We start from the raw sequence: 22,925 nt of genomic DNA, 5'->3' as shown, positions 1-22,925 counted from the left end.
CAGCCCGTGCTCTCTCGGCGCAGCATCCCCCGCAGACTAGACTTCCCCACCATGACCAGCCCTGCCTCCGACTCCGCCCACGTCGAACCGATCAAGGTGATCGATCTGTTCGCGGGCGCCGGGGGCTTCTCGCAGGGGTTTCACGAATACGCACCCGAGGGGCATGCGTCGTCCCCGTTCGTCTCCGTGGCGGCAGTGGAGTTCGACGAGGCCGCAGCGTCCACGTATGCAGCGAACTTCCCGGATGCTCAGGTGCACGCCGGCGACATCAGCGTCTGGGACCCGGGCGACTTCACCGATGCCGAGGTGATCCTGGGCGGGCCCCCCTGCCAGGGGTTCTCGGGTCTGGGGAAGGGGGACGTGGACGACCCGCGGAACCTGCTCTGGCAGGAATACATTCGTGTGGTGCAAAAGGTCTCGCCCAAGGTCTTCATCATGGAAAACGTGGACCGGTTCATCCGTTCGGGACAATTCGCGGAACTGAACAAAATCACCGCCCCCGGCGAGGAACTCGAGAATTACGAGCTTCATGTCCAGATCCTGAACGCTGCCGATTACGGCGTACCGCAGGCCCGCAAGCGGACCATCGTCATCGGCACCCGCAAGGATCTGCGCCCGGTCGAGCACCCGTGCCCCACCCACGACCGGAAGGCCCACGCCTGGCAACCGCCGCTGGATGATCAGAGCAAAACGCGGCCACTGCCCTGGGTCGCCGTCGGACCGGCCGTGTTCGATCGGACGAAGAAAGTACAGCTCCAGGATTTCCCTGATCGTCCCGGAGACGACTCCTCCCCTCTGGGACTCCGCCAGCCGGGACCGTACCTCACCACCGAGCTGCACATCCGTCGCGCCCCGGAACCGCTGTCCCTGGCCCGCTACGCCGCCATTCCGCCCGGCGGCAATCGACACGACTTGCGGGGTAAGCACGCCGACATCAACGGCGAGAGTGTCTACCTCTCGACAAAAAGCTGGGACAACCACAACAGCGGCTCGGGCGACGTCATGGGGCGGATGCACTCGGACCGTCCCTCCGTGACCATTCGCACGGAGCACTTCAAGCCCGAGAAGGGACGGTACCTTCACCCCACGGAGCACCGCCCCATCACCCAGTACGAGGCAGCCCTCATCCAGGGTTTCCCCCCAGAGTTCAAGTGGTACGGCACCAAGACCCAGATCGCCCGGCAGATCGGCAATGCCGTACCCATCGGCCTGGCCAAGGCGCTCGCCTCAGTGGTCTACGAAGCCCTCAGAAACCAGAAGCGGTCTTCGCGAGACTGACGCCTTCGGCACGGGAGACCACCGGTTCCTCCGCCTCCCCCCGCACAGCCGCAGCCGCCAGTCGCTCGAACCACTCCACCAACGTGGTTATGGAGCATTCGTCGACCCGACCGTCGTCCGGCCCGGACGGCAGGCGGTCGTCGGGTGCCTCCACAGCGTCCCCAATGGCGTCGATCCAGTCCTGCAGCTCGTCGGCTTCCTGCAGCTCGTCCGGCGCCAAGACTTCGTAGATCATCGTGGCGGACGCCGCATACGCCGCCTGCGCCAGTTTGTTCACCTCTCGGCCGGTGGCTATCACGCGGTCCTTCAGGAGCCGGACGACCGCCTGCGCGGCCGGGCGGTGCAGGGCCAGCTCCTGGCGAAGGACCGTGTTCAGGACGTCCTGGTTGCCACAGGCGATCTCCACCGGACGGTAGTCCGGCCCGTCCCGGAAGAGCTCTGCCGCCCACCACAGTCGGGAGAAGCATTGGGAGTGCCAGGGGCCGGCGTAACGGGCCGCCTGACCCACTGCGCGGCGGTCGTCCTCCTTCGGCCTCCCCCACCGCCACCGCACGAAATCCGGAGCCACGCACATCGCCAGAAAGTTCCAGAGACCGGCATCCGCAGCCTCGGCCCTCGTGATCCGCAAGGTGTAGTGCAGTCGGGGAGCGAGCCAGGCATCGGACGCCGTCGGCGACTTGTCGTGGAATCGACGCATGGCCTCATCGCACAGCAGGCGAATCGACTTCGCCTGCCTCTTCGGCACCGCTCCCTCGGAGAAGTCGGCACTCTTGAGAAGACGCCGCGCGGGCACCGGCTCGTAGCCGGCGAGGACACCGGCAGTAAGGGCCTTGACGGCCACGGAGACCGGCAGCCGACCGATCATCTCCTCTTCCTGGGGCGTTTCCGACCCGGCAGTCCTCACACCGACTCCTTCGCACTGGCCATCCGTGCGAGCGACTTGAGCGCGCCTGCCACGGCCTTCGGTTTACGTGATTGGAGGGTCGCGGCATGCATGACGCGCCTCTGCAGGTCCCCGCCGCTCTGTCCCTCCGTACGCCTCTCAACCAGATCAGTGAGACCCTCACCGGGGGAACGGTCCGCAAAGACGTCCGGCAGCATTCGTCTGAGGACATCCTCGTGCCAGCCGCCGGGCCATTGCACCTGCCCGTCCTCCTGATAACTCGCATAAACCGCAGCGTTGAACATCGCGGACCATGCCTCGGAGGCTATCTGAGCAGCCATCACTTCACGGACCACCTTCTGCTCAGCGGTGGCCGCATTCTCCAGCACGCCGCGCAGCCCCTCCACCGAGGAATTCAGGTAGAGAACGGGTTCGTCGGCCTGCGCGTCGAGAAGCCATGGATCGTCACGGAACTCCGTGAGTTCGTGGTTGGTGTCGTCCGTGAAGTCCTTCCAGACCATCTTGATGGAGCGCTGTTGCGTGGGTGTCTTCGCCTCGAAGTCCACACGCCATCGATCGCTCGCGGTGCCGATCAAGCGGCCCGGCTCTCCAGCGACATCCGCCACGATCCAGGCGTCGAGCTCGCAGGCGTCGCACTGCTCTCCCCGACGCAGCTCGATTTCGCCCCGCCAGAGCCCGTCATCCGTACGCACCAGCTCGAACGTATGCCGAATCCTGGTCTTCATGTTGCGGGCGACAGCGATGCAGGACACCGAGGTCCACGGTCCGGCATCCAGCTCACCGGCATCCACCTTCACCGACACCTTGATCCGGATCTCGTTCCAGCGCCCCTTCACCTCGTGCAGAGCGACAACGTGCTCCCGATCGGATATCAAGCCCAATGAGCGAGGGGTGTTGTCGACCACGACCTCGTCGGCAGCCAGGACGACCTCACTCGACAGAACAGGATAGGGAAAGACCGCCTTCATGCCTTGGTCTCCTTCGCGCGGGGCACGTCCACTTCGATGCGGGACATCGCCGCCGATACAGGATGACTCGCAACGTCGGTCACACCGCTGAACACGCCCCTGCGCCCACGGAACAAAAGGTTCCCCTCCTCGGTAAGCTCGCAGTTCCTGACCGGAACCAGCCTGCCGGCCCACCTGACGGGGATCCCACCGCCTTCACGGCCCATGAACCGAACCACGGGGGCCAGCACCCAGGGGTCCTCCCGCTCAGGGCACTTCACCGTCACAGTCACCCGCCATGCCGACTGCTCGTCCACGTGGCCCTCGACCGCGTGGATCGTCGGGAAGCCCTGGGTCCGCTGTGCCTTGGGAGGATCGAGGCGAAGCAGTTCCCTGAGAACCTCGGGGCCCTCGTCGTCCCTCTGCCCGTCATCCTGTGTCTGGAGCGCCTCACGGACACTCTGCTCGGCCTGCCGCTTGAAGTTGACGATGCACTGCCGTGCACCGCGCATGTACATCGCAGTGAGGTCCTCGGTCCCGGTCCAGTCATTGTGGTCCGGAGGCTCGGAGGCCCGGAGGAGATGCTCGGCTGCCGCCACGTCCGGAGTGTCCTTGAGCGTGGCAGCCCCGGCCAGCAGGACCGCCTGGAAACTCCGGTGCCCAAGGGGAAGATCACCGATCCTCTTGCTGCGCACAACCATGCGCGTGGCCCTCATGTACGAGATGTGGTCGGGCGCGGGCTCGTCGTCACCCGCCGGCGTGATGAGCAGTACGGCGTCGTGCGTCGCGGGTGGCGTACGGTCCGAGGCCACGCTCTCCTTCAGACGAGGCAGCTTGAGGGGCACCGTCATGGCGAGGACATCCTCACGCGCCGTCAAGTCGGTGACGGTACGACCGTCCAGGAATGCCTTCACGGCCCTGGACCGTGCCGGTTCGTACTGGTGCGGATCGATGCGCTCCTCGGGCCTGGCCACTCGGCCGTTCCGCCACGAAGTCACGGAGGCCCGAAGGAGAGGTGCCGTGCTCTCGCCCCTCACCATGGATGCCCAGAAGTTACGCGCTACGCCCGATACCAGGCGCTCGTGCATTTCCTCCAGCTGTTCGGTGTCTCCGGATCCGTCGTAGGCCCCGACCACGAGGAAGGACGTTCCGGGCGCCGTGTCGTCCCGTTCCAGGTACAGGCTTCGAGCGGTGTCCCGATCACCCCACCACGAGCGAGCGGAGTCGACGCGGTCCGGGTCCGTCACACCGAACCATGCGGGGCCGGCGAATTCCTCCGTCCCCAGAGCGTGCCACGGCAGTTCGAGCCGCCCCGCCATGCGGCGCTCGTACCTTCCGTCCTGGCTCTCCGAGAGCGTGCTGTTCACGAGCACCAGCCCGAACCGGCTCGCCGCCCAGAGTGCGGCCTTGCCCAGGCCGTAGGAACCGCCCTGAGCACCCGCCTTGCCACTGTCCAGCGTTCTGCGCACCACCCGGGCGAAGCGCCCGTCGGCGTAGTCGGGACCGGTCAAGCCGGTGGCGTTGAAGTCATCGATCCTGAGCAGCACAAGGCGTCGAGTGCGCTCCAGCTCCTGGAGTCCGTCGAGGAGTACACGCCCGACCTTCTGGCCGGGGTCGGCCGCCGCGTGCAGGTGCTTCTCGATCTCGTTCCAACGGAGCGCCTTCAGGAATTCGTCGAGGTGGTGCCCTGTGAGCTCGTGCAGCACAAACCGGGAGACGACCGGCTCCCCGCCGGGCAGTCGTTCGTCGAGGCTGTTCTGGGTGGCTTCCCGGGCAAGCACCTCCAAGTTCGCCGAGAAGGCGAAGGCCGCCGCGTTGCCGCCTTCGCGCCCGCCGTCAGCGGGCGCCTTGCGGAAGATCCAGGAGAGTTCGGACGACGAAGCACCGGGCCGGCGCCGGCTGATCGCGTCCTCGGCAGGAACCCCCAACGCATCGGAGATCGCGGCGATCTTCTCGTAGCGGGGCTCGGAACGCCCGTTGACCCAGGCGTTCACTGCTGCGGGAGTCACATCGATCGCGGCGGCCAAGTCCTTCTGGGACATCCCGCGTTGCCGCAACAGCCCCTTGAGCCACTCCGAAAAATCCTGCGGCACCCTGCACCCTCCCGATCCTCGACCCCTGCCCTTCGCACGCCGCGCAGTTAATCACAGGGAGTCGGATTCACTTTCATGAATCGACACCTTCCCAAAACAGGACATACAGGCCTTCTCGACTCGCAAATTCGTTCTGCATCGGGCTGGACACCGCACGCGCGCTCGATCATGATGGCATGGTTGATCCTGCTCGCACACCCTGGGGGATGAAGAAAGGGGGGTGCGGCAGCCGAAGCGACGGGTCGACGAGCCCGGGAGAATACCCACCCGAACCCCCCTCCCCATCCCGCCCAATATTTGGACATAAGCCGCAAAAGACTTTTTTTGCAGCTACCACAGAAAGGCAGCATGCATGGCCGCAAACCGTGAGGTCGTCCTTGAGCTGGAGTGCGACGCGAACAACGTCGGCTCGGCCACCGTGCTCTACGGCCCCAACGGCACCACGATCTCCGCACACGGAGCCGGACTGAAGGCCGTCGTGGTCCGCGACCTCGACACCGCCTCCCGGGAGAACTGACCCCACCGCATCGCGGTGGGGTGTCCCCGAGAGAGTGCGAGGGGGCGCACACGTTCGCCCGTGCCTCCTCGCACTTCCGTGTCAGCGCCTCCGTCGACGCCACCGCCTCCAGGCCGGTCCGGTCGAGGCCGGTCAGCCGCTGTGAGACAGAGTCGTCGCCACGCCCTCGGCCTCCTTGGGGACAGCAGGAGGGCTTGCCCTGCTGAGTGCGGGAAGCCCTCCATGCCTGTCAGTGACCCTCGACGAGTCATTGGAGGCAACGGCAACCTCCGCCCCCATCTCACGTGCGCTCAGGGAGATGTGACGCAGGAAGTGCCTCCTGCTTCACCGGGGGAAGCATGGTTCAAGTCCTCGCACAGCAGAGCCGGCCACACCGAATGCGTCGAGACGGCGTACGCGCCGATCAGCGCCGAAGCTCGGGATCCGGGCTCCGGGTGGGGCGATCGGCCCAGTCGCGGAGCGACGACCAGGGGATCCGACTCCGGCGCTTGAGCTTCGGGATTCGGGGGGCGGGATTCGAGCGCTCTGTTCATGGAATGGGTGGTGGGTGATAACCCACCCTCCCTCCCAAGTCGCGCGTGAGCACACGCGGATGACTTTACGCAACCGTGTCGCCACGGCCCGTCGTTGCCGTGTAGCGTGCGGCGCAACAAAACGACCCCGGCCGGTGCGCCAACACCAGGGCCGGGGTCTGACCACCTAGATCGAAACGAGCGATCTCGTGGCTGACGCCAACTTTACCGCTGTCCCCATGGCCGCGTCCGGCTTCGGCAAGCGTTCCGCGCCCGACCAAGCCCCGCGCTCCCGCGACGACTTCGCGCAACTCCCGGCCCGTGAGGCGTACATCGCCTCCCACATCGACCGGCTTCCCGACGGCGCCGCCGTCGACATCAAGACCCTCGCCAAGCAGATCCCCGCCTACGGGCAGCAGGCCGTGCAGACCGCCCTCAACAACCTCTCCGACGCCGGTCACCTGCGGCGCATCCGGGAGACCGTCGGCGAAGGCCGTACGCAGTGGGTGACCCGCTCGTACTTCTCCCGGACCGCGCGCGATGATGCCTGGTGGGAGGCGTTTCTCGAGGAGGGGGAGGACGCCTCTGCCCCAGCCCCCGCTCGGGACGCGCCGCCGCGTCCCGCCCGGCCCGCCCGTTCCGCCGCCTATGAGGCTCTGGTCCGCCTCGGCCGTACCGAGCCGCGGCTCGGCCTCTCCGCCGCCGAGTGCTCCGCCCTCGAGGAGCTCGCTGACGAATGGCTCCTGCGCGGGGTCACGCCCGACGACCTCGTACGCACCCTCGCCGCCGGGCTCCCCGACGTCGTTCACCATCCCGGAGCCTTCACCCGTACGAGGCTCACCGAGAAGATGCCGCCCGAGACGCCCAGCACCCCGGAGCCGTCGTCGCCGCTGCCCCGGCGTCGGGTCATGGAGTGCACCGGCTGCGGCGTACCGGGACGGCCCGAAGCCCTGCCCGGTGGTCTGTGCCGCGGCTGTCGTGGCGAGAGCCCGCGCCCGGATGGGCCCGGTCCGGTGGCCGTCGATGTGCGTGCGTACGTGTCGGAGCTGCGGGCCATGGCACGTACGAGCCGATAAGGGGCGGAACCCGCCGCGTAGCCTTCTTGGCGTGTCCCTCACCTACGCAGAACGCGCTTCCCGGCTGCCGCGCGCCGTGGTGTGGACGCGGGGCGCGGAGGGCGGCGAAGCCGTGACCGTGTTGCCCGATGGATGCATGGATCTGCTGTGGACCGAGGGCAGGCTTCTTGTCGCCGGGCCTGATACCCGTGCGTACCGGCTTGGTATCGGCGCGCGTGGTCCCTGGGCGGGGGTGCGGTTCCATCCCGGTACCGCCCCCGCCCTGCTCGGTGTGCCCGCGCATGAGTTGCGGGATCGTCGTGTGGACCTCGCCGACATCTGGTCGGGTGCCGAAGTGCGTCGACTCGCGGAGCGAGTCGACGCGGCGCCCGATCCGGCCGCCGCTCTTGAGGATCTGGCGCTGCGTCTCGCGGCCGACGCGCCGCCTTCTGATCCGCTTCTGCGGGCGGTCGTGGCGTCCCTCGTGGCCGGCCGGTCCGTCGCGGCTACCGCCGAGTCGGTGGGGCTCGGTGCTCGGCGGCTCCATCGGCTTGCCCTGAACGCGTTCGGCTACGGGCCCAAGACCCTCGCCCGGATCCTCCGTCTGCAACGCGCCCTCGCGCTGGCCCGCGACGGTGTGCCCTTCGCGGAGACCGCCGCCCGGGCCGGCTTTGCCGACCAGGCGCATCTGGCTCGTGATGTTCGGGAGTTGGCGGGAGAGCCGCTGTCCGGGCTGGTGCGGCAGTAGGTCACGCCAGAGGGGCGAAGAGGTCGACGCCGTTGCCGTCCGGGTCGTGCACCACGGCGTACCTCTGGCCCCAGAAGGCATCCCACGGCTTCAGCTCACCGTGGTATCCGGCGGCGACCAGGTCCTCGTACACCGCGTCGACGTGCTCAGGGCCCTCGCATCGGAATGCCAGACCCATGCGGCTGCCGCCCGTCGGTGGACGCCACGACGGGTGGAAGGAGCGGACGGTGCTCTCCGGGTCGAGGAGGAGGCGCAGCCCACCCGGCAGAGTGGCCTCTACGTGCGGCTGGTCCTCGGAACCGTCAGGGAACTCGATGCCGAGGCGTCTGTAGAAGGCGAGGGACGCGGTGAGGTCGGAGACGACGAGGCCGATGGAGTGGAATTCGGGTGCTGGTGTGGTGCTCATGCCCGGAGCGTAGGGAGAGGGCGGACGCCGGGTCTTGAAGGAATCGGACGTTCAGGAGCCGACCGACCTTACACCGGAGCCAAGGCCGGGTACGGCTCAGTTGTCCTGTCCGCTCCCCGTCGGCCGGATCGAACCCAGCGCGGCGTCAAGAAGCAGCCACACCGATCGACCGAATTGGCCAACTCCTCTATCTTTCTTGCCCTTTGATCACTCGCGACATAGATTCGTCACACATTCGGCAAGACGCGACCCGGGGTCGTTCAGCGTCGACGTGGAGGGACGGCTTGCGAGATTCCGGCAGGGAGCAAGCCGTCTCCGACAGCCTCTGGGGCTCACCGGCCTTGTTCATCACGGCCGCCTTCATTTGCTTCAACGTCGGGAAAAGTGAAACAGCCAGACTGGCCGGCTGGGTCCTGTACGCATGCGGATGGATCCCAGCGCTCGGGACCCTCACCTGGTGCCTGATCACGCGGCGCAAACCCGGAGCCGGTGGGGCTGTCGGCTTCTCCTTGCTGGCCGCCTTCGCCTTTGTGTTCTGGCTGAGGCATGGATGAGGGCTGAGTGCTCTTGTCTATCCGTTCCGGCGTTTTCCGCCCCAGTCTCGCAATTCGTCTGCTGACCGGTACCCACCTGAACAGGATAGAGATGCGCACCTTGGTCACCGTCCTCGCGATTCTGGCGATCCTGATTCCCGCGGCCGGGATTCTGCTCAGGAAGACGAGGTCCGAGCTTCCGACGTGGTACTTCTCGCTGTTGGGCACGGTCGCCCTGGCCTTGGCCGCTTCCCTGGCGTTCACGCAGTTGTCGTGACGTGACGCGTCGGCCCAGCCCCTACTCGGGCCCCACGACGCCCGCTCCTCGCGCAGGCCGCGTTGTCAGTGGTCACCGCTAGGTTCAGGGACATGAGTTCGGGACTGAGTGTGTATCTGCTGGACCCTGCCAAGACGCGTGCCCTGGTCGGTTCGCGTGATGAGGGGCTGTTGCAGGTCATCCGCGACAACTTCGCGGACGACCTGGCGCATGCTGACGACTGGTTCTCGCATGCGATAAAGGACGGCGCGCCCACGGCGTACGAGGCGTTGGAAGCCGTCGTCAACGGTGGGCCGTTCAGTGGGGATGAGGGGCACGCCTTCCAGTACGGGTACGCGTACAAACGGCTGTGCGACCTCACCGGTTCCTTCCTCGACAACTCCTCCTTCTGCCCCTTCCGGGGCAGTTGGCTGTCGGTGGTCGACGACGGGCTGCGGGCCCTCGGGATCACGGCGGTTTCTGTGGAGGAGTTCAGCTACAGCAGCTTCCCTGATCCCCTGCCGCGGCCGTATGAGGCGCCGGGGTGTGGGGAGTGGACCCCGGAGCAGTGCGCCAAGGCTCTGGAGCAGTTCGAGGAGACCAAGCGCAAGGGGCACGCGCCGCCGCTGGAGCCCGAGGTCGTCGAGGCGGTCATGGACGTCATCGGGTGGCTGGGGCACGCCGAGGCCCGGCCGGGGTTCGGGATCATAGGGTTCCGGTCGTAGTCGTAGTCGTAGTCGTAGGTGTTCGGGGTGCCCCCCTATGCGTCCACCACCGCCACGCCCTCCACGATCGACAGGACCGTTCCCGTCGGGATCACCCGGGTCAGGCGTAGGCCCGCTTCCGTGAAGAGGGCCTCGAATTCCCGCTCCGTGCGTTCGCGGCCCACCAACGACGCCATCAGCAGCAGGTCCAGCGTCTTCGCCTGGTGCGGGGCGTTGCCCGGGGGGATGACCGCGTCGATGACCAGGACTCGGCCGCCCGGCGCCAGCGTGCGGCGGCAGTTGCGGAGGATGGTGACGGACTGATCGTCCTCCCAGTCGTGGAGGATGCGTTTGAGGATGTGGATGTCGCCTGGTGGGACCGAGGTGAAGAAGTCGCCTTCCGTCAGGGTCCAATGGTCGGCGAGGTCCGGGGTGTCGAGGCGGTGGCCGGCCAGGACGTGGGGCTGGTCGAAGAGGGTGCCCCGGAGGTCGGGGTGGGCACGCAGGACGGACAGCAGGAGGCCGCCGTGGCCTCCGCCCACGTCGACGACCGTGGCCCGGGGCGGGAAGTCGTACGCGTCCGCGATGGGCTGGTTCTCGGGGTCCGACATGGCGGCCATGCCCTCGTGGAAGACAGCTGCGGTCTTCGCGTCCTGGGCGAAGTAGTCGAAGAACGGCATGCCGAAGATGGCGGCGAAGGCCGACGTGCCGTCCTCCAGGCATCTGGTCATCTCGCCTGCCGGCAGCCACATCGTCCGGTCGGTGTTCATCAGGACCGCCGAGCGGACGGACACGGGGGCGTCGGTGCGGAGGGCGTCGCCTGCCGCCGTGAGGTGGAAACGGCCCTGCGCGTCCTCCTCGAACAGGCCCCGGGTGGCCAGGAGGCGTAGCACGCGGCCGAGGTTACGGGCGTCGGCGCCCGTCGCCGCCGCCAGGTCCTGTGCCGTGCGCGGGCCGTCGGCCAGGTGGTCCGCCACGCCCACGGCGGCCGCAGCGCGCAGGGCGGCGGGGTAGAGGAAGCCCAGGGATTCCTCAATGATCCGGGCAGCGCCGGCCGCGCTCGCTTCATCGGTCACTCAGCGATTCATGCCCAGGGCGGCGGACAATTCCTCTTCCTCCAGCGTTAGCTTTAGGACGAGATCCCTTGATGCGGAGGTTGTTGCTGTGGCAGTTCCTACGTCCCTGGTGGCCGCCGGCGGTCTCATCGGCGGCTATGGCGTCGCGCGGTGGACCAAGCAGCGGCCCCTCGGTGGAGTGGCCCTCGCCGCCGCCGGGGCTCTCGCCGCCAAGCAGTGGAAGGAGACGGCCGGAGCGGGTGCCGCCGCCGGGCTCAGTGGGCTCTACGTCGCCGCCTTCGCCGGGTCGCATCCGCTTGCCAAGAAGGTCGGGGCTTGGCCGTCCGTGTTCGGGGTCGCCGGGGCCGTCGCGCTTGCTTCCTGGGTTGTGGAGCGGGGTTGCAGCCGCCGGTGAGCGTTCTGCTGGTGCGTCGTGGCTGGTCGCGCAGTTCCCCGCGCCCCTTCGGGGCTCAGCTGAAGTCCAGATCCCCCGTCCTCGTGCGCTTCAGTTCGAAGAACTTCGGGTAGCTCGCCAGCAGGCGCACCCCGTCGAAGATCCTCACCGCGTCCTCGCCCCGCGGTATCGCCGTCAGCACCGGGCCGAAGAAGGCCACGCCGTCGATGTGCAGCGTCGGCGTGCCCACCTCCTCACCGACCGGGTCCATGCCCTCGTGGTGGCTCTTGCGCAGCGCCTCGTCGTAGTCCGTCGTGTGCGCCGCGTCCGCCAGTGACGGCGGGAGGCCCGCCTCGGCCAGGGCCTCGCGGATTACCTCAGCGGTGGCCTCCCGGTCGGCGGTGTGGATACGGGTGCCCAGCGCTGTGTAGAGGTCCCGGAGCACGTGTTCGCCGTGTTCCTGGGCCGCCGCCATGCACACCCGGACCGGGCCCCAGCCGGTGTCCATGAGCCGGCGGTAGCGCTCGGGCAGGTCCTCGCGGCCCTCGTTGAGCACGGACAGGCTCATCACGCGGAAACGCAGGTCGAGGTCGCGCTGCCGCTCCACCTCCAGGATCCAGCGGGACGTGATCCAGGCGAAGGGGCAGATGGGGTCGAAGTAGAAGTCGACTTTGTTGGGCGTGGTGGTGGTCGTGGGGTTGGTCATCGTGTTTGTCATGACCGCGAGCCTATGGAGTCTTTGTCCCGCCGCGTTGGTCCATTTGATGCCCGCGGTCATGGGCCAATCCCAAGTCCCTACGCCGACGCCCCCGTCAGCTTCGCCAACTCCTCCCCCGTGAGCTTCAGGTCCGCCACCGCCAGCAGCGGCGGCAGCTGCTCCACCGTACGGGCGCTGGCCAGCGGCGTCGCCACCGTCGGCTGGGCCGCGAGCCAGGCCAGGGCCACGGTCGCGAGCTCGGCGTCGTGGGCCGCGGCCACCTCGTCGAGGGCGGCGAGCACGCGCACGCCCCGCTCCGTCTCCAGGTAGTGCGCCGCGCCGCCCGCACGCGCGCTGTCCACCGTCGTGCCCGGACGGTACTTGCCGGTGAGGAAGCCCGAGGCCAGCGCGAAGTACGGGATCGCGGCCAGGCCGTGCTCGGCGGCCACGGAGGCGAGTTCGCCCTCGTAGGTGTCGCGCGAGACCAGGTTGTAGTGGGGCTGGATCGCCACGTACTTGGCCAGGCCGGCGGCGTCGGAGAAGTCCAGGGAGGCGCGCAGCCGCTCCGCCGTGATGTTGGAGGCCGCGATCTCGCGGACCTTGCCCTCCTTCACCAGGCCGTCCAGGGTCGTGATGATCTCCTCGACCGGGACCGAATCGTCGTCCACGTGGGTGTAGAGCAGATCGATGCGGTCCGTGCGGAGGCGGCGCAGGGACGCCTCGACGTCGGCCTTGACGGTCGCGGGGGCCAGGCCGCGGTGCTCGGGGACGCCGTTGCCGATCTTGGTGGCGACGACGATCGCGTCCCGGTTGCCGCGCTCGGCGAGCCAGTTCCCGATGATCGTCTCGGACTCGCCGCCCTGGTTGCCGGGCACCCAGGCGGAGTAGACGTCCGCCGTGTCGATGAAGTTGCCGCCGGCCTCGGCGTAGGTGTCGAGGACCGCGAAGGACTGCTTCTCGTCGGCCGTCCAGCCGAAGACGTTTCCGCCCAGGTTCAGGGGGTGGACGGAGAGACTGCCGATACTCGTGCGATGCATGTTGTCAGACGTGTTCTCAGCCATGCGAAGGTTCAACTCCCCTGCCGGGCCCGTTATTCCGCGGGCGCCGGTGCCGGCAGGGGATCGGGAGGGTGGACGGACAGGGGTGTCGCGATGTCCTCCAGCGAGCGGCCCTCCGCCCGTACGGCCAGGAACGCGGCCACCACTCCGCCCACGCACATCAGCGTCGCGCCGAGGCAGAAGGCCACGACCGTGTCGCCCACGACGCCGCTCTGGGTGAGGGCCGAGAAGAGGAGCGGGCCGCTGATGCCGCCCGCCGCCGTGCCCACCGCGTAGAAGAAGGCGATGGCCATGGCCCGGGTCTCCATCGGGAAGATCTCGGAGACGGTGAGGTAGGCGCTGCTGGCGCCCGCCGAGGCGAAGAAGAGGACCACCGCCCAGCAGGCGGTGAGGGTGACGGCGTTCAGGTGCCCGGCGCCGAACAGCCAGGCGGTGCCGAACAGCAGGACCCCGGCCAGGAGGTATGTCGAGGAGATCATGATGCGCCGGCCGAGGGTGTCGAAGAGCTTGCCCAGGAAGAGCGGGCCGAGGAAGTTCCCCACCGCTATGACGGCGAAGAAATAGCCGGTGCGGGATGTGGAGACGCCGAAGAAACGGGTGAGGATGGCGCCGAAACCGAAGGTGATCGCGTTGTAGAGGAACGCCTGGCCGATGAAGAGGGCGAGGCCCAGGGCGGCCCGGCGCCGGTAGTCGGAGAAGACCGTACGGGCGATGTCACGGAATCCGAAGCTCTCGCGCTGACGGATGGTGAACCGCCCTTTGGCGGGCGGGAGGGGAACGCCTTTCTCCGCCACGACGCGCTTCTCGATCGACGTGACGAGCCGTTCGGCCTCCTCCGCCCTGCCGTGGATGAACAGCCAGCGCGGACTCTCCGGCACATGACGGCGTACGAGCAGGATGACCAGCCCCAGGATCACGCCCAGTCCGAAGGTCAGCCGCCAGCCGACGGCCTTGGCGAAGATGCTGGTGTCGAGCATCAGGACCGACAGCAATGAGCCCGCGATGGCACCCAGCCAGAAGCTGCCGTTGATGATGAGGTCGACACGGCCGCGGTAGGCGGCCGGGATCAGTTCGTCGATGGCGGAGTTGATCGCCGCGTACTCGCCGCCGATGCCGAAACCCGTCACGAAGCGGAAGGTGAAGAACCACCAGGACGAGTACGAGAGCGCGGTCAGTGCCGTCGCGGCCAGATAGACCGCGAGCGTGACCATGAAGAGTCTTTTACGGCCGAAGAGATCCGTCAGCCGGCCGAAGAAGAGCGCCCCGGAACAGGCGCCCGCCACATAGAGCGCGGCCGCCACTCCCGTCACTCCGCCGGAAGTGATCGGCAGGCCGCTGCCCTGCTCGGAGAGCCGGCCGGCGATATTGCCGACGACCGTGACCTCCAGGCCGTCCAGGACCCAGACCGTGCCGAGACCGATCACCACGGTCCAATGCCACCGGGACCAGGGCAGCCGGTCCAGGCGGGCGGGCACGGACGTGGTGATCGTCGCGGTGGTCGTCACGTCATCTGATTTCCCGATCGCTCACAGAACATTCCCGGGATATCCGATATCGGAGGTTTCTCCGGCCGCTATGACCTGATTGGCCTGTCCGGCTTGCGGCTTGCGGCTCGCGGCTCGCGGCTCGCGGCTCGCGGCTCGCAGCTCGCGGCTACGGCTCCAGGCCTCTGCCCCGCAGCCACGACAGCGGGTCCACCGGCGCGCCACCACCCGGCCGTACCTCCAGGTGCAGATGCGGCCCGGTGACATTGCCGGTCGCGCCGACCCGGCCGATGACCGTGCCCGCGCCGACCTTGCCCGACGTGACCACCATCGACGACAGGTGGCAGTACCAGACCTCGGTCCCGTCGTCGAGCGTCAGCACGATGCGGTAGCCGTACGCGCCCGCCCAGCCCGCCTGGGTGACGGTGCCCCCGCCGACCGCCTTCACCGGGCTGCCGGTGGGAGCGGCGAAGTCCTCGCCGGTGTGGTTCGCGGACCACATGTTTCCCGCCTGGCCGAAGCCGGCGGTGAGGGTGTACGAGGCCACGGGGAGGGTGAAGGGTCCACCGCCGGTGCCACGGTGCGCGGAGCCGGACGAGCCTGACGAGCCTGACGAGTCGGATGAACTGGAAGAGCCGGCGCCTGTCGTCCCCGCCGCCTCAGCCGTCGCGGTGCCGCCATCCGCCGCCTCCCGTGCCTCCCGCGCCTCCCGCTGCGCGGCCTCGTACGTCGCCGCCTTCGCGTCCGCCGCCTCGCGCTCGGCCGCCTCCCGCTCCGCCGCGGCCTTCTCCGCCGCCGCCTTGCGGTGCTGCTCGGCCGCGGCCTGGGCGACGCGCGCCTGCGCCTCGGCCTCGGCGGCGCCCTGCTGGTGCTCGGCCTGCTGGAGGATGCGGGCCCGCAGCACCTCGCCGGCGTCGGCGGTGTCGCGCACGGTACGTACCGTCTCGACCGGGGCCTGCCGCGCCTCGGCAGCCTGCTGTCCGCCCTGACCCTGCTCGTGCTGACCCTGCTCGTGGCCGCCGGCCATGAACGCGCCGACGACCGGGATGCTCTGGGTGAGGTCCGGCATGGATATGGAGGCCTGCGGACGGTCCTGGGCGCTGGCCATGCCGCCCGCCCCGACCGCCGCGATCATTCCGGCGCCGAGCACCGCCCCGCTGCGCGCCATCGTGCCGCCGCGCGGCTTGACGACGCGGTGCCGGCCGCGGACGGGCGCCGCCGGGTGGTCCTCGCCGGGGACCCACTCGTCGGCCGCCGACCGGGGCGTAGGGGCACCGGGGGCCTCAGGAGTCGGATCCGGCTCGTAGGGGGGAACGTAGGCGGGAACGAACGGAGGGTCGTACGAACTGCCGTCGAACGCGGAGCTGTCGGACCTGTTGGACGCCACGAAGGCGACTCCTTTCCTTCCTGTTCGCCTACCGGGTTAGCTGTCGGGTTCGGAGAAGGAAGGTCCCCTACGGGCCGGTGTGCAGGCCCGATTCACCCCAAAAGATGGTTCCCCGGTTCCGCCCACGGGATTCGGCGAAGGCGCACGGCACCGCCCTTGCGACGGCTGCAACGACCGCGCTGCGTTATCGAACGTTAATAGACAGAGCGGCTGGATTCCAAGCCGAAAGGGTGAATCCAGCAGGCGCGTTGGGGCGCTTTATAAGGCGCTTACTTCTGATAGTTCGTCAGTCGTTATGGATCTGAGGGGATTGCAGGCGCACGGTACGGGCGGTGACCTGGGGACGTTTGTGGGTGATGGGCGCGGTACGGAGCCTGCCGTCGATCCGCCGGATGGCGAGCAGGGCCATGTCGTCGTCCGTACGCCCGCCCGCGTGCCGGGACACATCCGCCGTGAGGGAGTCCAGCAGGGCGTCGGGGCTGCGGAACTGCTTGCCGTGCAGCCGTGGCCGGGGGTCATAGAACGTCCCGGCCGAGTCCCTGGCCTCGGTGACCCCGTCGGTAAACAGCAGCAACGTCGCCCCCACCGGGAACTCCCACTCCTCCACCCGGTCCGGCCACACACCCAGGTCCTCCATCCCCAGCGGCAGGGCGGGCGCTCGGGGGTGGGTGTCCCCCACGGTGCCGTCGGGATGGAGCAGGAGCGGGGGCGGATGGCCGCGGTTGACGATGCGCAGGGCGCCCGCGCCCGGCTGGACCTCGGCCAGGACGGCGGTGGTGAACCCCTCGGCCTGATCGACGTTCGCGCGCCGTGCGCCCTCCCGTCGCAGCGCACGCTCCAGCCGTACCGCCAGCCCCTCCAGCGTGCGCTCCTGCTCCGCCGCCTCCCGGAACGCGCCGATCAGGATCGCGACCGCCTCCACCGCGCCGAGTCCCTTGCCCCGTACGTCGCCGACGATGACGCGGACGCCGTGCGGGGTGTCCTGCACCGCGTAGAGGTCGCCGCCGATCCGGGCGTCGGCCTGCGCGGCGACATAGCGCGCGGCCACGCGGAGTCCGCCGATCCGGGCCGGGGGCGTGGGCAGCACGGCCCGCTGGGCGGCCTCCGCGACGCTCCGCACGGACGCCAGCCGGAGATTGCCGCGCCGTACGACGCGGTTGATGCCCAGGGCGAGCACCCCGACGATCAGGACGGTGACGACCTCGGTCACCGACTCGCCCATCTCCGGCGCCTGCCGCGCGAGGGAGAGCGCGACCATCGCCGCCAGGGCCACGGCCGCCGTGAGCAGGGTGGCGAAGAGGGAGAGGAGCGGGGCGGCGACGAGGGGCGCGGAGACGAAGAAGGGGGCGGAGGAGTACTTGGGGGGCGTGAGGACGTCGAATGCGATGCCGCCGGCGATGACGGCGGCGGGGAGACAACGGGCGAGACAGCGGGCTGCGACGGCCGTCGCCCGCCCGGGGAGCGGCTCGCAGAGCGGATCCGGTCCGGGCAGCGGCCCGTCTCGCTTCCCCACCGTGTGTTCTCCTGACCGGCCGACGTTCCTTGCTCCGCATCCCACCTTTGCGGCTGGGATGCGGAGCGGCGAACGGGGTTGAGCCGTTCGGGAACGCCGGCCCGGTCAGGGTCTCAAGACTTCAAGACTTCAAGACTTCAGGGCCTCAGGGCCTCAGGGCCTCAGGGCCTCAGGGCCTCAGGGCCTCAGGGCCTCAGGACTTCGGAGCCTCAGGACGCGGCAGGGCGGCGACCGCCGCCGCCACCGCCGCCTCGGCGCGAACGGCCGCCGACCGCGTTGCCCGGACGGGTGCCGCCCGAGCGCCGGGAGCCATCGCCGCCGTTGCCGCCGAAGCCGCGGAACGGACGGCCGCCGCCGTTGCCCGCACCGGAGCCGGAGCCAGCGGCCGCACCGGCACCCGAACCGGAACGCGAGCCGGAGCGGGAGCGGGAACCGCGCGAGCGCGACGGCTTGGCCTTGTCGCCCTGGCCGCCCTGGCCGCCCTGGCCGCCCTGCGGCTGGGCCGGGGCCGGCGGCGCGATGACGACCGGGACGCCGCTGGGCTCGCGGGCACCGGTGATACGGGCCAGCTCGGGGTCGGTCGGGTAGGTCTTGATGACGTTCGGGGTGATCTCGGCCGTGGTCATCATCCGGCTCATCTCGCGCCGCTGCTCGGGCAGCACGAACGTGACGACCGTGCCGGACTCACCCGCGCGAGCGGTACGGCCACCGCGGTGGAGGTAGTCCTTGTGGTCGACCGGCGGGTCGATGTTGACGACGAGGTCGAGACCCTCGATGTGGATGCCGCGCGCGGCGACGTTCGTCGCGATCAGCGCGGTGACCTGGTCGGTGCGGAACTGGTCCAGCACCCGGTTGCGCTGCGGCTGGCTCTTGCCGCCGTGCAGCGCGGCGGCCCGGACGCCCTGGGACAGCAGCTTCTTCACCAGCCGGTCGGCGCCGCGCTTGGTGTCCACGAACATGATCACGCGCCCGGCGCGGGCCGCGACCCGGCTGACGGCGTCCTTCTTGTCCTGGTCGGTGACGTGGAACAGGTGGTGGTCCATGGTCACCACCGCGCCCACCGAGGCGTCGACGGAGTGCGTCACCGGGTCGGTGAGGAAGCGGCGGACCAGCCGGTCGACGTTGCGGTCCAGGGTCGCGGAGAACAGCATCCGCTGACCGCCCGGGGCGACCTGCTCCAGCAGCTTGGTGACCTGCGGCAGGAAGCCCATGTCGGCCATCTGGTCGGCCTCGTCCAGGACCGTGATCGCCACGTCGCGCAGCGCGCAGTCACCGCGCTGGATGAGGTCCGCGAGCCGTCCCGGCGTCGCGACGAGCACCTCCGCGCCCCGGGCGAGGGTCTGGGCCTGCCGGCCGATGGACATGCCGCCGACGACCGTGGTCATCCGCAGATTGACGGCGGTCGCGTACGGGGTGAGGGAGTCGGTGACCTGCTGGGCCAGCTCCCGCGTGGGCACGAGGACGAGCGCGAGCGGCCGCTTCGGCTCGGCGCGCCGCCCCGCCGTACGGGCCAGGAGCGCCAGGCCGAAGGCGAGGGTCTTGCCCGAGCCCGTACGGCCGCGGCCGAGGACGTCACGGCCGGCCAGCGAGTTGGGGAGGGTCGCCGCCTGGATCGGGAAGGGCTCGGTGACGCCCTCGCGGGTCAGCGTGGAGAGCAGACCGCCGGGCATGTCCAGCGCGGCGAAGGAGTCGACGGCCGGCAGGGCCGGCGTCGTGCTGACGGGCGTCTCGAACTCACCCTGGAGAGGGGCGGCGGGGCGACGCTCGGGCTGACGTCCGCCACGGGAACGGGCGGGACGGCCGGAACGGGCGGGGCCCGCCGGACGGCCGGAACGGGCGGAGTCGGCGGAGCGGGACTCCGAGGAGCGGGCGGGGCGTGCGGAACGAGTCATTCGGGGGACCTTCCCTCAGTGGGGTGGCACGCCCGGTTCGGGGACCTCGTATCGCGGGGCGGCCCTGGACGGACGTTCCGGCGTGAGCCCTGGGCGCGCTGGCGCGGGCGGCAAAAGGCCCGCACCCAGTGGCGCGGGCCTTTTGTCGTGCTGTGCCGCGTGACGCGCGGTGGCGTCACGCTGGGCCGGAAGGATCCGGCCGGGTTCGTCAGATGTTGACGATGTTCTCCGCCTGCAGGCCCTTCTGGCCCTGCGTGACGTCGAAGGAGACCTTCTGGCCCTCGAAGAGCTCACGGAAGCCGTTGGAGGCGATGTTCGAGTAGTGGGCGAAGACGTCGGGGCCGCCGCCGTCCTGCTCGATGAAGCCGAAGCCCTTTTCCGAGTTGAACCACTTCACGGTGCCGGTAGCCATAGTCTTACTCCTTTGGATGGGGTGGGTCCCCAGACCGGAACAGACCGGCAAAAACAAAAATGCGCCATCGGCTACAGAACCGAGGCGCACACAAGTTCATGGGTACCACAATTGCAACTCGATCGACCGTACCATACGACCACCCGCCATGACCATGGCCTTCTTCCTCGCCGCCTCCCCCACCCCCGCCCGCGCCCCTATAAGTCGACGCCCTGCGCCCTGGCGTGACGGTCGGCGGCCACCTCGGCCTCCGCCTCGTCGAGATACACCTCACAGACGAGCCGTCCGTCGGCCGTCATGTTGTGCTCCAGCTCCCAGAGGCTGACCTCGCCGCCGCCCTCCAGCAGGAACGCGTGCTCGTAGAAGCGGCACCAGGGGGTGGCGTCGCGGCCCGCGCCCCGGCGCCTGGGCTTGGTGATCAGCGCGATGTGGTGGCCGAGCGCCCCCTGGAGCAGCTCGCGGACGACCTCCCCGGGCCCGTCCGCGTTCTCCGCGCGGCGCAGCAGCCTGCGGGCGTGGTCGGGCGAGGCCTCGGAGACGTACTCCCGGCGGGGCCGCGTCGGGCCCATCGCGAGGAGCAGCTCCTCCGCCAGCCAGGCGGGCAGCTCCTCGGACTCGCTCCCCGGTCCGATGCCCCCGCCGCCGATCCGGTCGTGCACCCGGCGCTCGGCGGCGTCGAGCGCGCCGTCGTCGGTGTAGAGCTCGTAGAGAAAGCGTTCCTGCGGTCCCGTGTCGTGCTCCAGCTCGAAGAGCACGAGGCTGCTGCCGTCGGCGAGCAGGAAGATGTGCCGGTAGGTGTTGCACCGGAGGGGGCGCCGGCCGTCGTTGCGCTGACGGTACGAGCGGAGCTCGGTCTGGTGCATCAGCGCCGTACGCAGCCGGTCCAGGAGCGGCTCGCCGATCTCGAAGCCGTTCTGGGCCCGTTTCAGCAGCTCCGCCACCTGCTCGGCGGGCGTCGGCTCGGAGCCGGTGGAGCCGTCCGGCTCGCCGTGCCGCCCGCTCTCGCCCTCGCCCCCGCCCGCTCGCGTCTTCGCCATGCCCGTCGCCTCCCGACCTCGCCACACCACTACTGCCCGTCCCGCGCACTTACCGTAGCGGCGTGAACACATGCCGGGGGCGGGGTTTTCACCAACTGGCGGGGGCGCTCGCGCTTGCGTTCGTCGCCCCTGCGAGGTGCCGGATCCCGGCTGCGGGCCGTCCGTGGCTGGTCGCGCCCACGCGGCGGTAGCCGCATGACGGCACTGCCTCGCGCCCCTTATGGGGCACGGTCGTCCGTCGTCCGGCCGCCCAGCCACCAGCCCGTCAGTGCCGCCGCCGACAGCAGGGCGCCCGCCCCCGCGAACGCCCCGGCCGGGGCCGCGTCCACGACGGGCGGCAGCAGGAGGAGTCCGGCCATCCCGGCCGACCGCGTGACCGTCTGGTCGATCGTCAGGAGCCGGAGGCGTTCGGCCGGGGCGAAGCGGATCAGGTGTGCGCGCAAGGTCACGGCGCAGACGGGGAAGAGGAGGCCGGAGACGACGCACAGGGCGACCACCGCCGTCATGGAGTCCGCCACACCCAGTCCGGCCAGTGCGAATCCGGACAGCGCCCAGGCGAGGCAGTACGTGGCGATCCAGGACTCCGCGGGCGCGGACGGGCCGGCATCGGTCGGCCGTCCGGCGAACTGGCCGGCGAGCTGGCCGGTGAGCAGGTTCCCGGCGAGTCCGCCGGCGGCCGTGGCGGCGAGGGCCAGGCCGTATCCGGTGGCGCCCTGGCCGAAGCGGGAGACGAGCAGTGGGGGCAGGCCGACGGTCGAGACCGCCGCGGTGAACAGGGCCACGCCGTGCACGGCGACCGCGATCGCGATCCGGGGGTGGCGGCGGAGCAGGGACCGGGCGCGTACGCTCGCCGGCCGCCGCCCGGCGGTGGGCGGGTCGCCGCCCACCGGACCCGTACGCCCGCAGGCCTCGTCGGGCGGGTCGCCGCCCACCGGGCCGGTGCGTCCGCAGGCCCGGTCCCCGGCCGTGGCGTCCGCCCCGTCGTCCGCCCCGTCGTCCGCCGCCGCACCCGCCCCGGCGCCCGTCCTGCCGCCCCCCGGTCCGCGCGCCGGGCCGGCAGCCGGCGGGCCGTCCGTCGCCGTGCGGTGGCCGAGCCAGCCGAGGGCCAGGGCCGAGACGACGAACGTGCAGCCGTCGACGGCGAACAGCTCGATCTCGGACACGAGCAGCAGGAGAACCCCGACGCTCCCCTGCCCGACCACCCCCGCGATCCTCGACGTCAGATCGAACAGGCCGCTGACCAGCGGCAGCTCCTCGACCGACACCAGCTGGGGGACCAGTGCGCCGAAGTTGGGGTCGAAGAGCGCGCTGAGCGTGCCGAGCAGCAGGACGAGCGCCAGTGTGATGAGGAAGCCGGTCGTGTCCGGCGACCAGAACAGCGGCACGGCCAGCGCGACGGCGGCCCGGCCGGCGTCCACCCAGGCCAGGGAGCGCCAGCGGGAGAAGCGGGCCATCACGGACCCGGCGCCGCCGAGGGCTATGTAGGGGAGCGACTCGACGGCGGCCACCAGGCCCGTCCGGGAGGACGAGCCCGTCGCCTCGTACACGACCCACATCGCGGCCAGCCCGTACAGCCGGTCGCCCAGCACGGACAGGGTCATCGACAGCCACAGCACTCGCACGGATCGGCAGCGCAACAGGCGTATGTGCTTCATCGCCTATGCCTCTGGCCCATGACTCATGACGTGTTACCTCCGGCACATCCGCTTCCGGTGGCCGCACACAGTAGGGCGACTGTCCAGATCGCCTCCCGGGCATTCGCCGTCAAACCGGGAGCAGTCCAGTCGCGCCGCCACCCGCACGTGTGGCGTTGTTCGCCCGCCGTCTCGGGAAGCGGACGACAGGGGGCGCGCTCGGCCATCCGAGGACGTGCCGCGCGCCAGATGACGCCATGACGACATAGGGTGACGGGAGCATTGCTCCGCGTATCCAAAGGTCTGCCGTGGCGGACACGAGCGTCACGCGAGCGCGATGTGGACCATTTCAGGACGCGAGGGATCGGCGGCCGCCGGCCTTCCTTCGTCCTGCTGAGGCGAACTGGAG

At 69.8% G+C, this 22,925-nt stretch carries 21 protein-coding genes and 1 riboswitch; of the genes, 7 read left to right on the top strand and 14 right to left on the bottom strand.

The features are described from left to right. The first annotated feature begins 51 nt into the window (after window positions 1-51). Window positions 52-1,278: a DNA cytosine methyltransferase gene (locus ACFYZR_RS09320; protein ID WP_391907252.1), complete on the top strand. Its 1,227-nt coding sequence runs from the start codon at window positions 52-54 to the stop codon at window positions 1,276-1,278. On the opposite strand, the gene ACFYZR_RS09315 is transcribed toward ACFYZR_RS09320, so the two are convergent. Genes ACFYZR_RS09315 through ACFYZR_RS09305 form a run of 3 tightly spaced genes read right to left on the bottom strand, consistent with a single transcriptional unit; the run spans window position 1,247 to window position 5,222 of the window. Beyond that, window positions 1,247-2,182, bottom strand: coding sequence for a DUF6339 family protein (locus ACFYZR_RS09315; protein ID WP_391907249.1), 936 nt, complete (start codon window positions 2,180-2,182; stop codon window positions 1,247-1,249). The genes ACFYZR_RS09320 and ACFYZR_RS09315 overlap by 32 nt on opposite strands. Continuing rightward, window positions 2,179-3,150: a hypothetical protein gene (locus ACFYZR_RS09310; protein WP_391907247.1), complete on the bottom strand. Its 972-nt coding sequence runs from the start codon at window positions 3,148-3,150 to the stop codon at window positions 2,179-2,181. Before ACFYZR_RS09310 ends, ACFYZR_RS09315 begins: the two co-directional genes overlap by 4 nt. Continuing rightward, complete coding sequence (locus ACFYZR_RS09305) at window positions 3,147-5,222, bottom strand: helix-turn-helix transcriptional regulator (protein WP_391907245.1); 2,076 nt, start codon at window positions 5,220-5,222, stop codon at window positions 3,147-3,149. Before ACFYZR_RS09305 ends, ACFYZR_RS09310 begins: the two co-directional genes overlap by 4 nt. 352 nt (window positions 5,223-5,574) lie before the next feature. Here ACFYZR_RS09305 and ACFYZR_RS09300 point away from each other — a divergent pair, with 352 nt between their 5' ends. From ACFYZR_RS09300 to ACFYZR_RS09290, 3 genes are all read left to right on the top strand, one after another. Beyond that, window positions 5,575-5,739, top strand: coding sequence for a hypothetical protein (locus ACFYZR_RS09300; RefSeq protein WP_391907242.1), 165 nt, complete (start codon window positions 5,575-5,577; stop codon window positions 5,737-5,739). Between the two features lie 721 nt (window positions 5,740-6,460). Continuing rightward, the gene (locus ACFYZR_RS09295; RefSeq protein ID WP_391907239.1) at window positions 6,461-7,327 is read left to right on the top strand and encodes a hypothetical protein; all 867 of its coding nucleotides are present in this window, start codon (window positions 6,461-6,463) and stop codon (window positions 7,325-7,327) included. 31 nt (window positions 7,328-7,358) lie between these two features. Continuing rightward, window positions 7,359-8,054, top strand: coding sequence for a DUF6597 domain-containing transcriptional factor (locus tag ACFYZR_RS09290; RefSeq protein WP_391907236.1), 696 nt, complete (start codon window positions 7,359-7,361; stop codon window positions 8,052-8,054). Window position 8,055: 1 nt separating this feature from the next. On the opposite strand, the gene ACFYZR_RS09285 is transcribed toward ACFYZR_RS09290, so the two are convergent. Beyond that, window positions 8,056-8,460, bottom strand: coding sequence for a VOC family protein (locus ACFYZR_RS09285; protein WP_391907233.1), 405 nt, complete (start codon window positions 8,458-8,460; stop codon window positions 8,056-8,058). 561 nt (window positions 8,461-9,021) lie between these two features. On the opposite strand from ACFYZR_RS09285, the gene ACFYZR_RS09280 reads away from it, so the two are divergent. Both ACFYZR_RS09280 and ACFYZR_RS09275 read left to right on the top strand, forming a co-directional pair. Next, entirely contained in the window at window positions 9,022-9,270 is a 249-nt protein-coding gene (locus ACFYZR_RS09280; RefSeq protein WP_391907230.1) for a hypothetical protein, read from the top strand. 92 nt (window positions 9,271-9,362) lie between these two features. Then, window positions 9,363-9,974, top strand: coding sequence for a hypothetical protein (locus ACFYZR_RS09275; RefSeq protein WP_391907228.1), 612 nt, complete (start codon window positions 9,363-9,365; stop codon window positions 9,972-9,974). 35 nt (window positions 9,975-10,009) lie between these two features. Here the strand turns inward: ACFYZR_RS09275 and ACFYZR_RS09270 are convergent, their stop codons facing one another. Further along, the gene (locus ACFYZR_RS09270) at window positions 10,010-11,029 is read right to left on the bottom strand and encodes a methyltransferase (RefSeq protein ID WP_391907225.1); all 1,020 of its coding nucleotides are present in this window, start codon (window positions 11,027-11,029) and stop codon (window positions 10,010-10,012) included. 88 nt (window positions 11,030-11,117) lie between these two features. Here ACFYZR_RS09270 and ACFYZR_RS09265 point away from each other — a divergent pair, with 88 nt between their 5' ends. Next, window positions 11,118-11,423, top strand: coding sequence for a hypothetical protein (locus tag ACFYZR_RS09265; RefSeq protein WP_391907223.1), 306 nt, complete (start codon window positions 11,118-11,120; stop codon window positions 11,421-11,423). 55 nt (window positions 11,424-11,478) lie between these two features. Here ACFYZR_RS09265 and ACFYZR_RS09260 read toward each other — a convergent pair whose 3' ends face one another. From ACFYZR_RS09260 to ACFYZR_RS09220, 9 genes are all read right to left on the bottom strand, one after another. Beyond that, a complete protein-coding gene (locus tag ACFYZR_RS09260; protein WP_391907221.1) occupies window positions 11,479-12,120 on the bottom strand; it encodes a disulfide bond formation protein DsbA in 642 nt (213 codons plus the stop codon). Between the two features lie 77 nt (window positions 12,121-12,197). Continuing rightward, on the bottom strand, window positions 12,198-13,136 hold the full coding sequence (locus tag ACFYZR_RS09255; protein WP_391907218.1) for an aldo/keto reductase: 939 nt from the start codon (window positions 13,134-13,136) through the stop codon (window positions 12,198-12,200). Between the two features lie 53 nt (window positions 13,137-13,189). Then, the gene (locus tag ACFYZR_RS09250; RefSeq protein WP_391907215.1) at window positions 13,190-14,662 is read right to left on the bottom strand and encodes an MFS transporter; all 1,473 of its coding nucleotides are present in this window, start codon (window positions 14,660-14,662) and stop codon (window positions 13,190-13,192) included. A gap of 148 nt (window positions 14,663-14,810) precedes the next feature. Then, on the bottom strand, window positions 14,811-16,028 hold the full coding sequence (locus tag ACFYZR_RS09245; RefSeq protein ID WP_391907213.1) for a M23 family metallopeptidase: 1,218 nt from the start codon (window positions 16,026-16,028) through the stop codon (window positions 14,811-14,813). Window positions 16,029-16,039: 11 nt separating this feature from the next. Beyond that, window positions 16,040-16,175, bottom strand: a riboswitch (cyclic di-AMP (ydaO/yuaA leader). A gap of 139 nt (window positions 16,176-16,314) precedes the next feature. Next, complete coding sequence (locus ACFYZR_RS09240) at window positions 16,315-17,541, bottom strand: PP2C family protein-serine/threonine phosphatase (RefSeq protein WP_391907210.1); 1,227 nt, start codon at window positions 17,539-17,541, stop codon at window positions 16,315-16,317. A 209-nt stretch (window positions 17,542-17,750) separates the two neighbouring features. After that, entirely contained in the window at window positions 17,751-19,433 is a 1,683-nt protein-coding gene (locus tag ACFYZR_RS09235) for a DEAD/DEAH box helicase (RefSeq protein ID WP_391907207.1), read from the bottom strand. Window positions 19,434-19,641: 208 nt separating this feature from the next. Next, window positions 19,642-19,845, bottom strand: coding sequence for a cold-shock protein (locus ACFYZR_RS09230; RefSeq protein ID WP_086571010.1), 204 nt, complete (start codon window positions 19,843-19,845; stop codon window positions 19,642-19,644). A 197-nt stretch (window positions 19,846-20,042) separates the two neighbouring features. Beyond that, a complete protein-coding gene (locus tag ACFYZR_RS09225; RefSeq protein ID WP_391907203.1) occupies window positions 20,043-20,882 on the bottom strand; it encodes a DUF6227 family protein in 840 nt (279 codons plus the stop codon). A 218-nt stretch (window positions 20,883-21,100) separates the two neighbouring features. Continuing rightward, window positions 21,101-22,537, bottom strand: a complete 1,437-nt coding sequence (locus ACFYZR_RS09220; protein WP_391907200.1) for an MFS transporter — start codon at window positions 22,535-22,537, stop codon at window positions 21,101-21,103. Window positions 22,538-22,925: the final 388 nt, after the last annotated feature.

The organism is Streptomyces sp. NPDC001678, assembly GCF_042892945.1.
GTDB lineage: Bacteria > Actinomycetota > Actinomycetes > Streptomycetales > Streptomycetaceae > Streptomyces.
Note: the sequence above shows the minus strand (reverse complement) of the source record. Positions and strands in the feature narration are given on the sequence as shown.

Excerpts from the sequence above, each read along its gene's own strand:
- ACFYZR_RS09320 (WP_391907252.1), top strand. The coding sequence starts at position 52 with ATGACCAGCCCTGCCTCCGACTCCGCCCACGTCGAACCGATCAAGGTG.
- ACFYZR_RS09310 (WP_391907247.1), bottom strand. The coding sequence starts at position 3,150 with ATGAAGGCGGTCTTTCCCTATCCTGTTCTGTCGAGTGAGGTCGTCCTG.
- ACFYZR_RS09300 (WP_391907242.1), top strand. The coding sequence starts at position 5,575 with ATGGCCGCAAACCGTGAGGTCGTCCTTGAGCTGGAGTGCGACGCGAAC.
- ACFYZR_RS09285 (WP_391907233.1), bottom strand. The coding sequence starts at position 8,460 with ATGAGCACCACACCAGCACCCGAATTCCACTCCATCGGCCTCGTCGTC.
- ACFYZR_RS09275 (WP_391907228.1), top strand. The coding sequence starts at position 9,363 with ATGAGTTCGGGACTGAGTGTGTATCTGCTGGACCCTGCCAAGACGCGT.
- ACFYZR_RS09260 (WP_391907221.1), bottom strand. The coding sequence starts at position 12,120 with ATGACAAACACGATGACCAACCCCACGACCACCACCACGCCCAACAAA.
- ACFYZR_RS09255 (WP_391907218.1), bottom strand. The coding sequence starts at position 13,136 with ATGCATCGCACGAGTATCGGCAGTCTCTCCGTCCACCCCCTGAACCTG.
- ACFYZR_RS09235 (WP_391907207.1), bottom strand. The coding sequence starts at position 19,433 with ATGACTCGTTCCGCACGCCCCGCCCGCTCCTCGGAGTCCCGCTCCGCC.
- ACFYZR_RS09230 (WP_086571010.1), bottom strand. The coding sequence starts at position 19,845 with ATGGCTACCGGCACCGTGAAGTGGTTCAACTCGGAAAAGGGCTTCGGC.
- ACFYZR_RS09225 (WP_391907203.1), bottom strand. The coding sequence starts at position 20,882 with ATGGCGAAGACGCGAGCGGGCGGGGGCGAGGGCGAGAGCGGGCGGCAC.
- ACFYZR_RS09220 (WP_391907200.1), bottom strand. The coding sequence starts at position 22,537 with ATGAAGCACATACGCCTGTTGCGCTGCCGATCCGTGCGAGTGCTGTGG.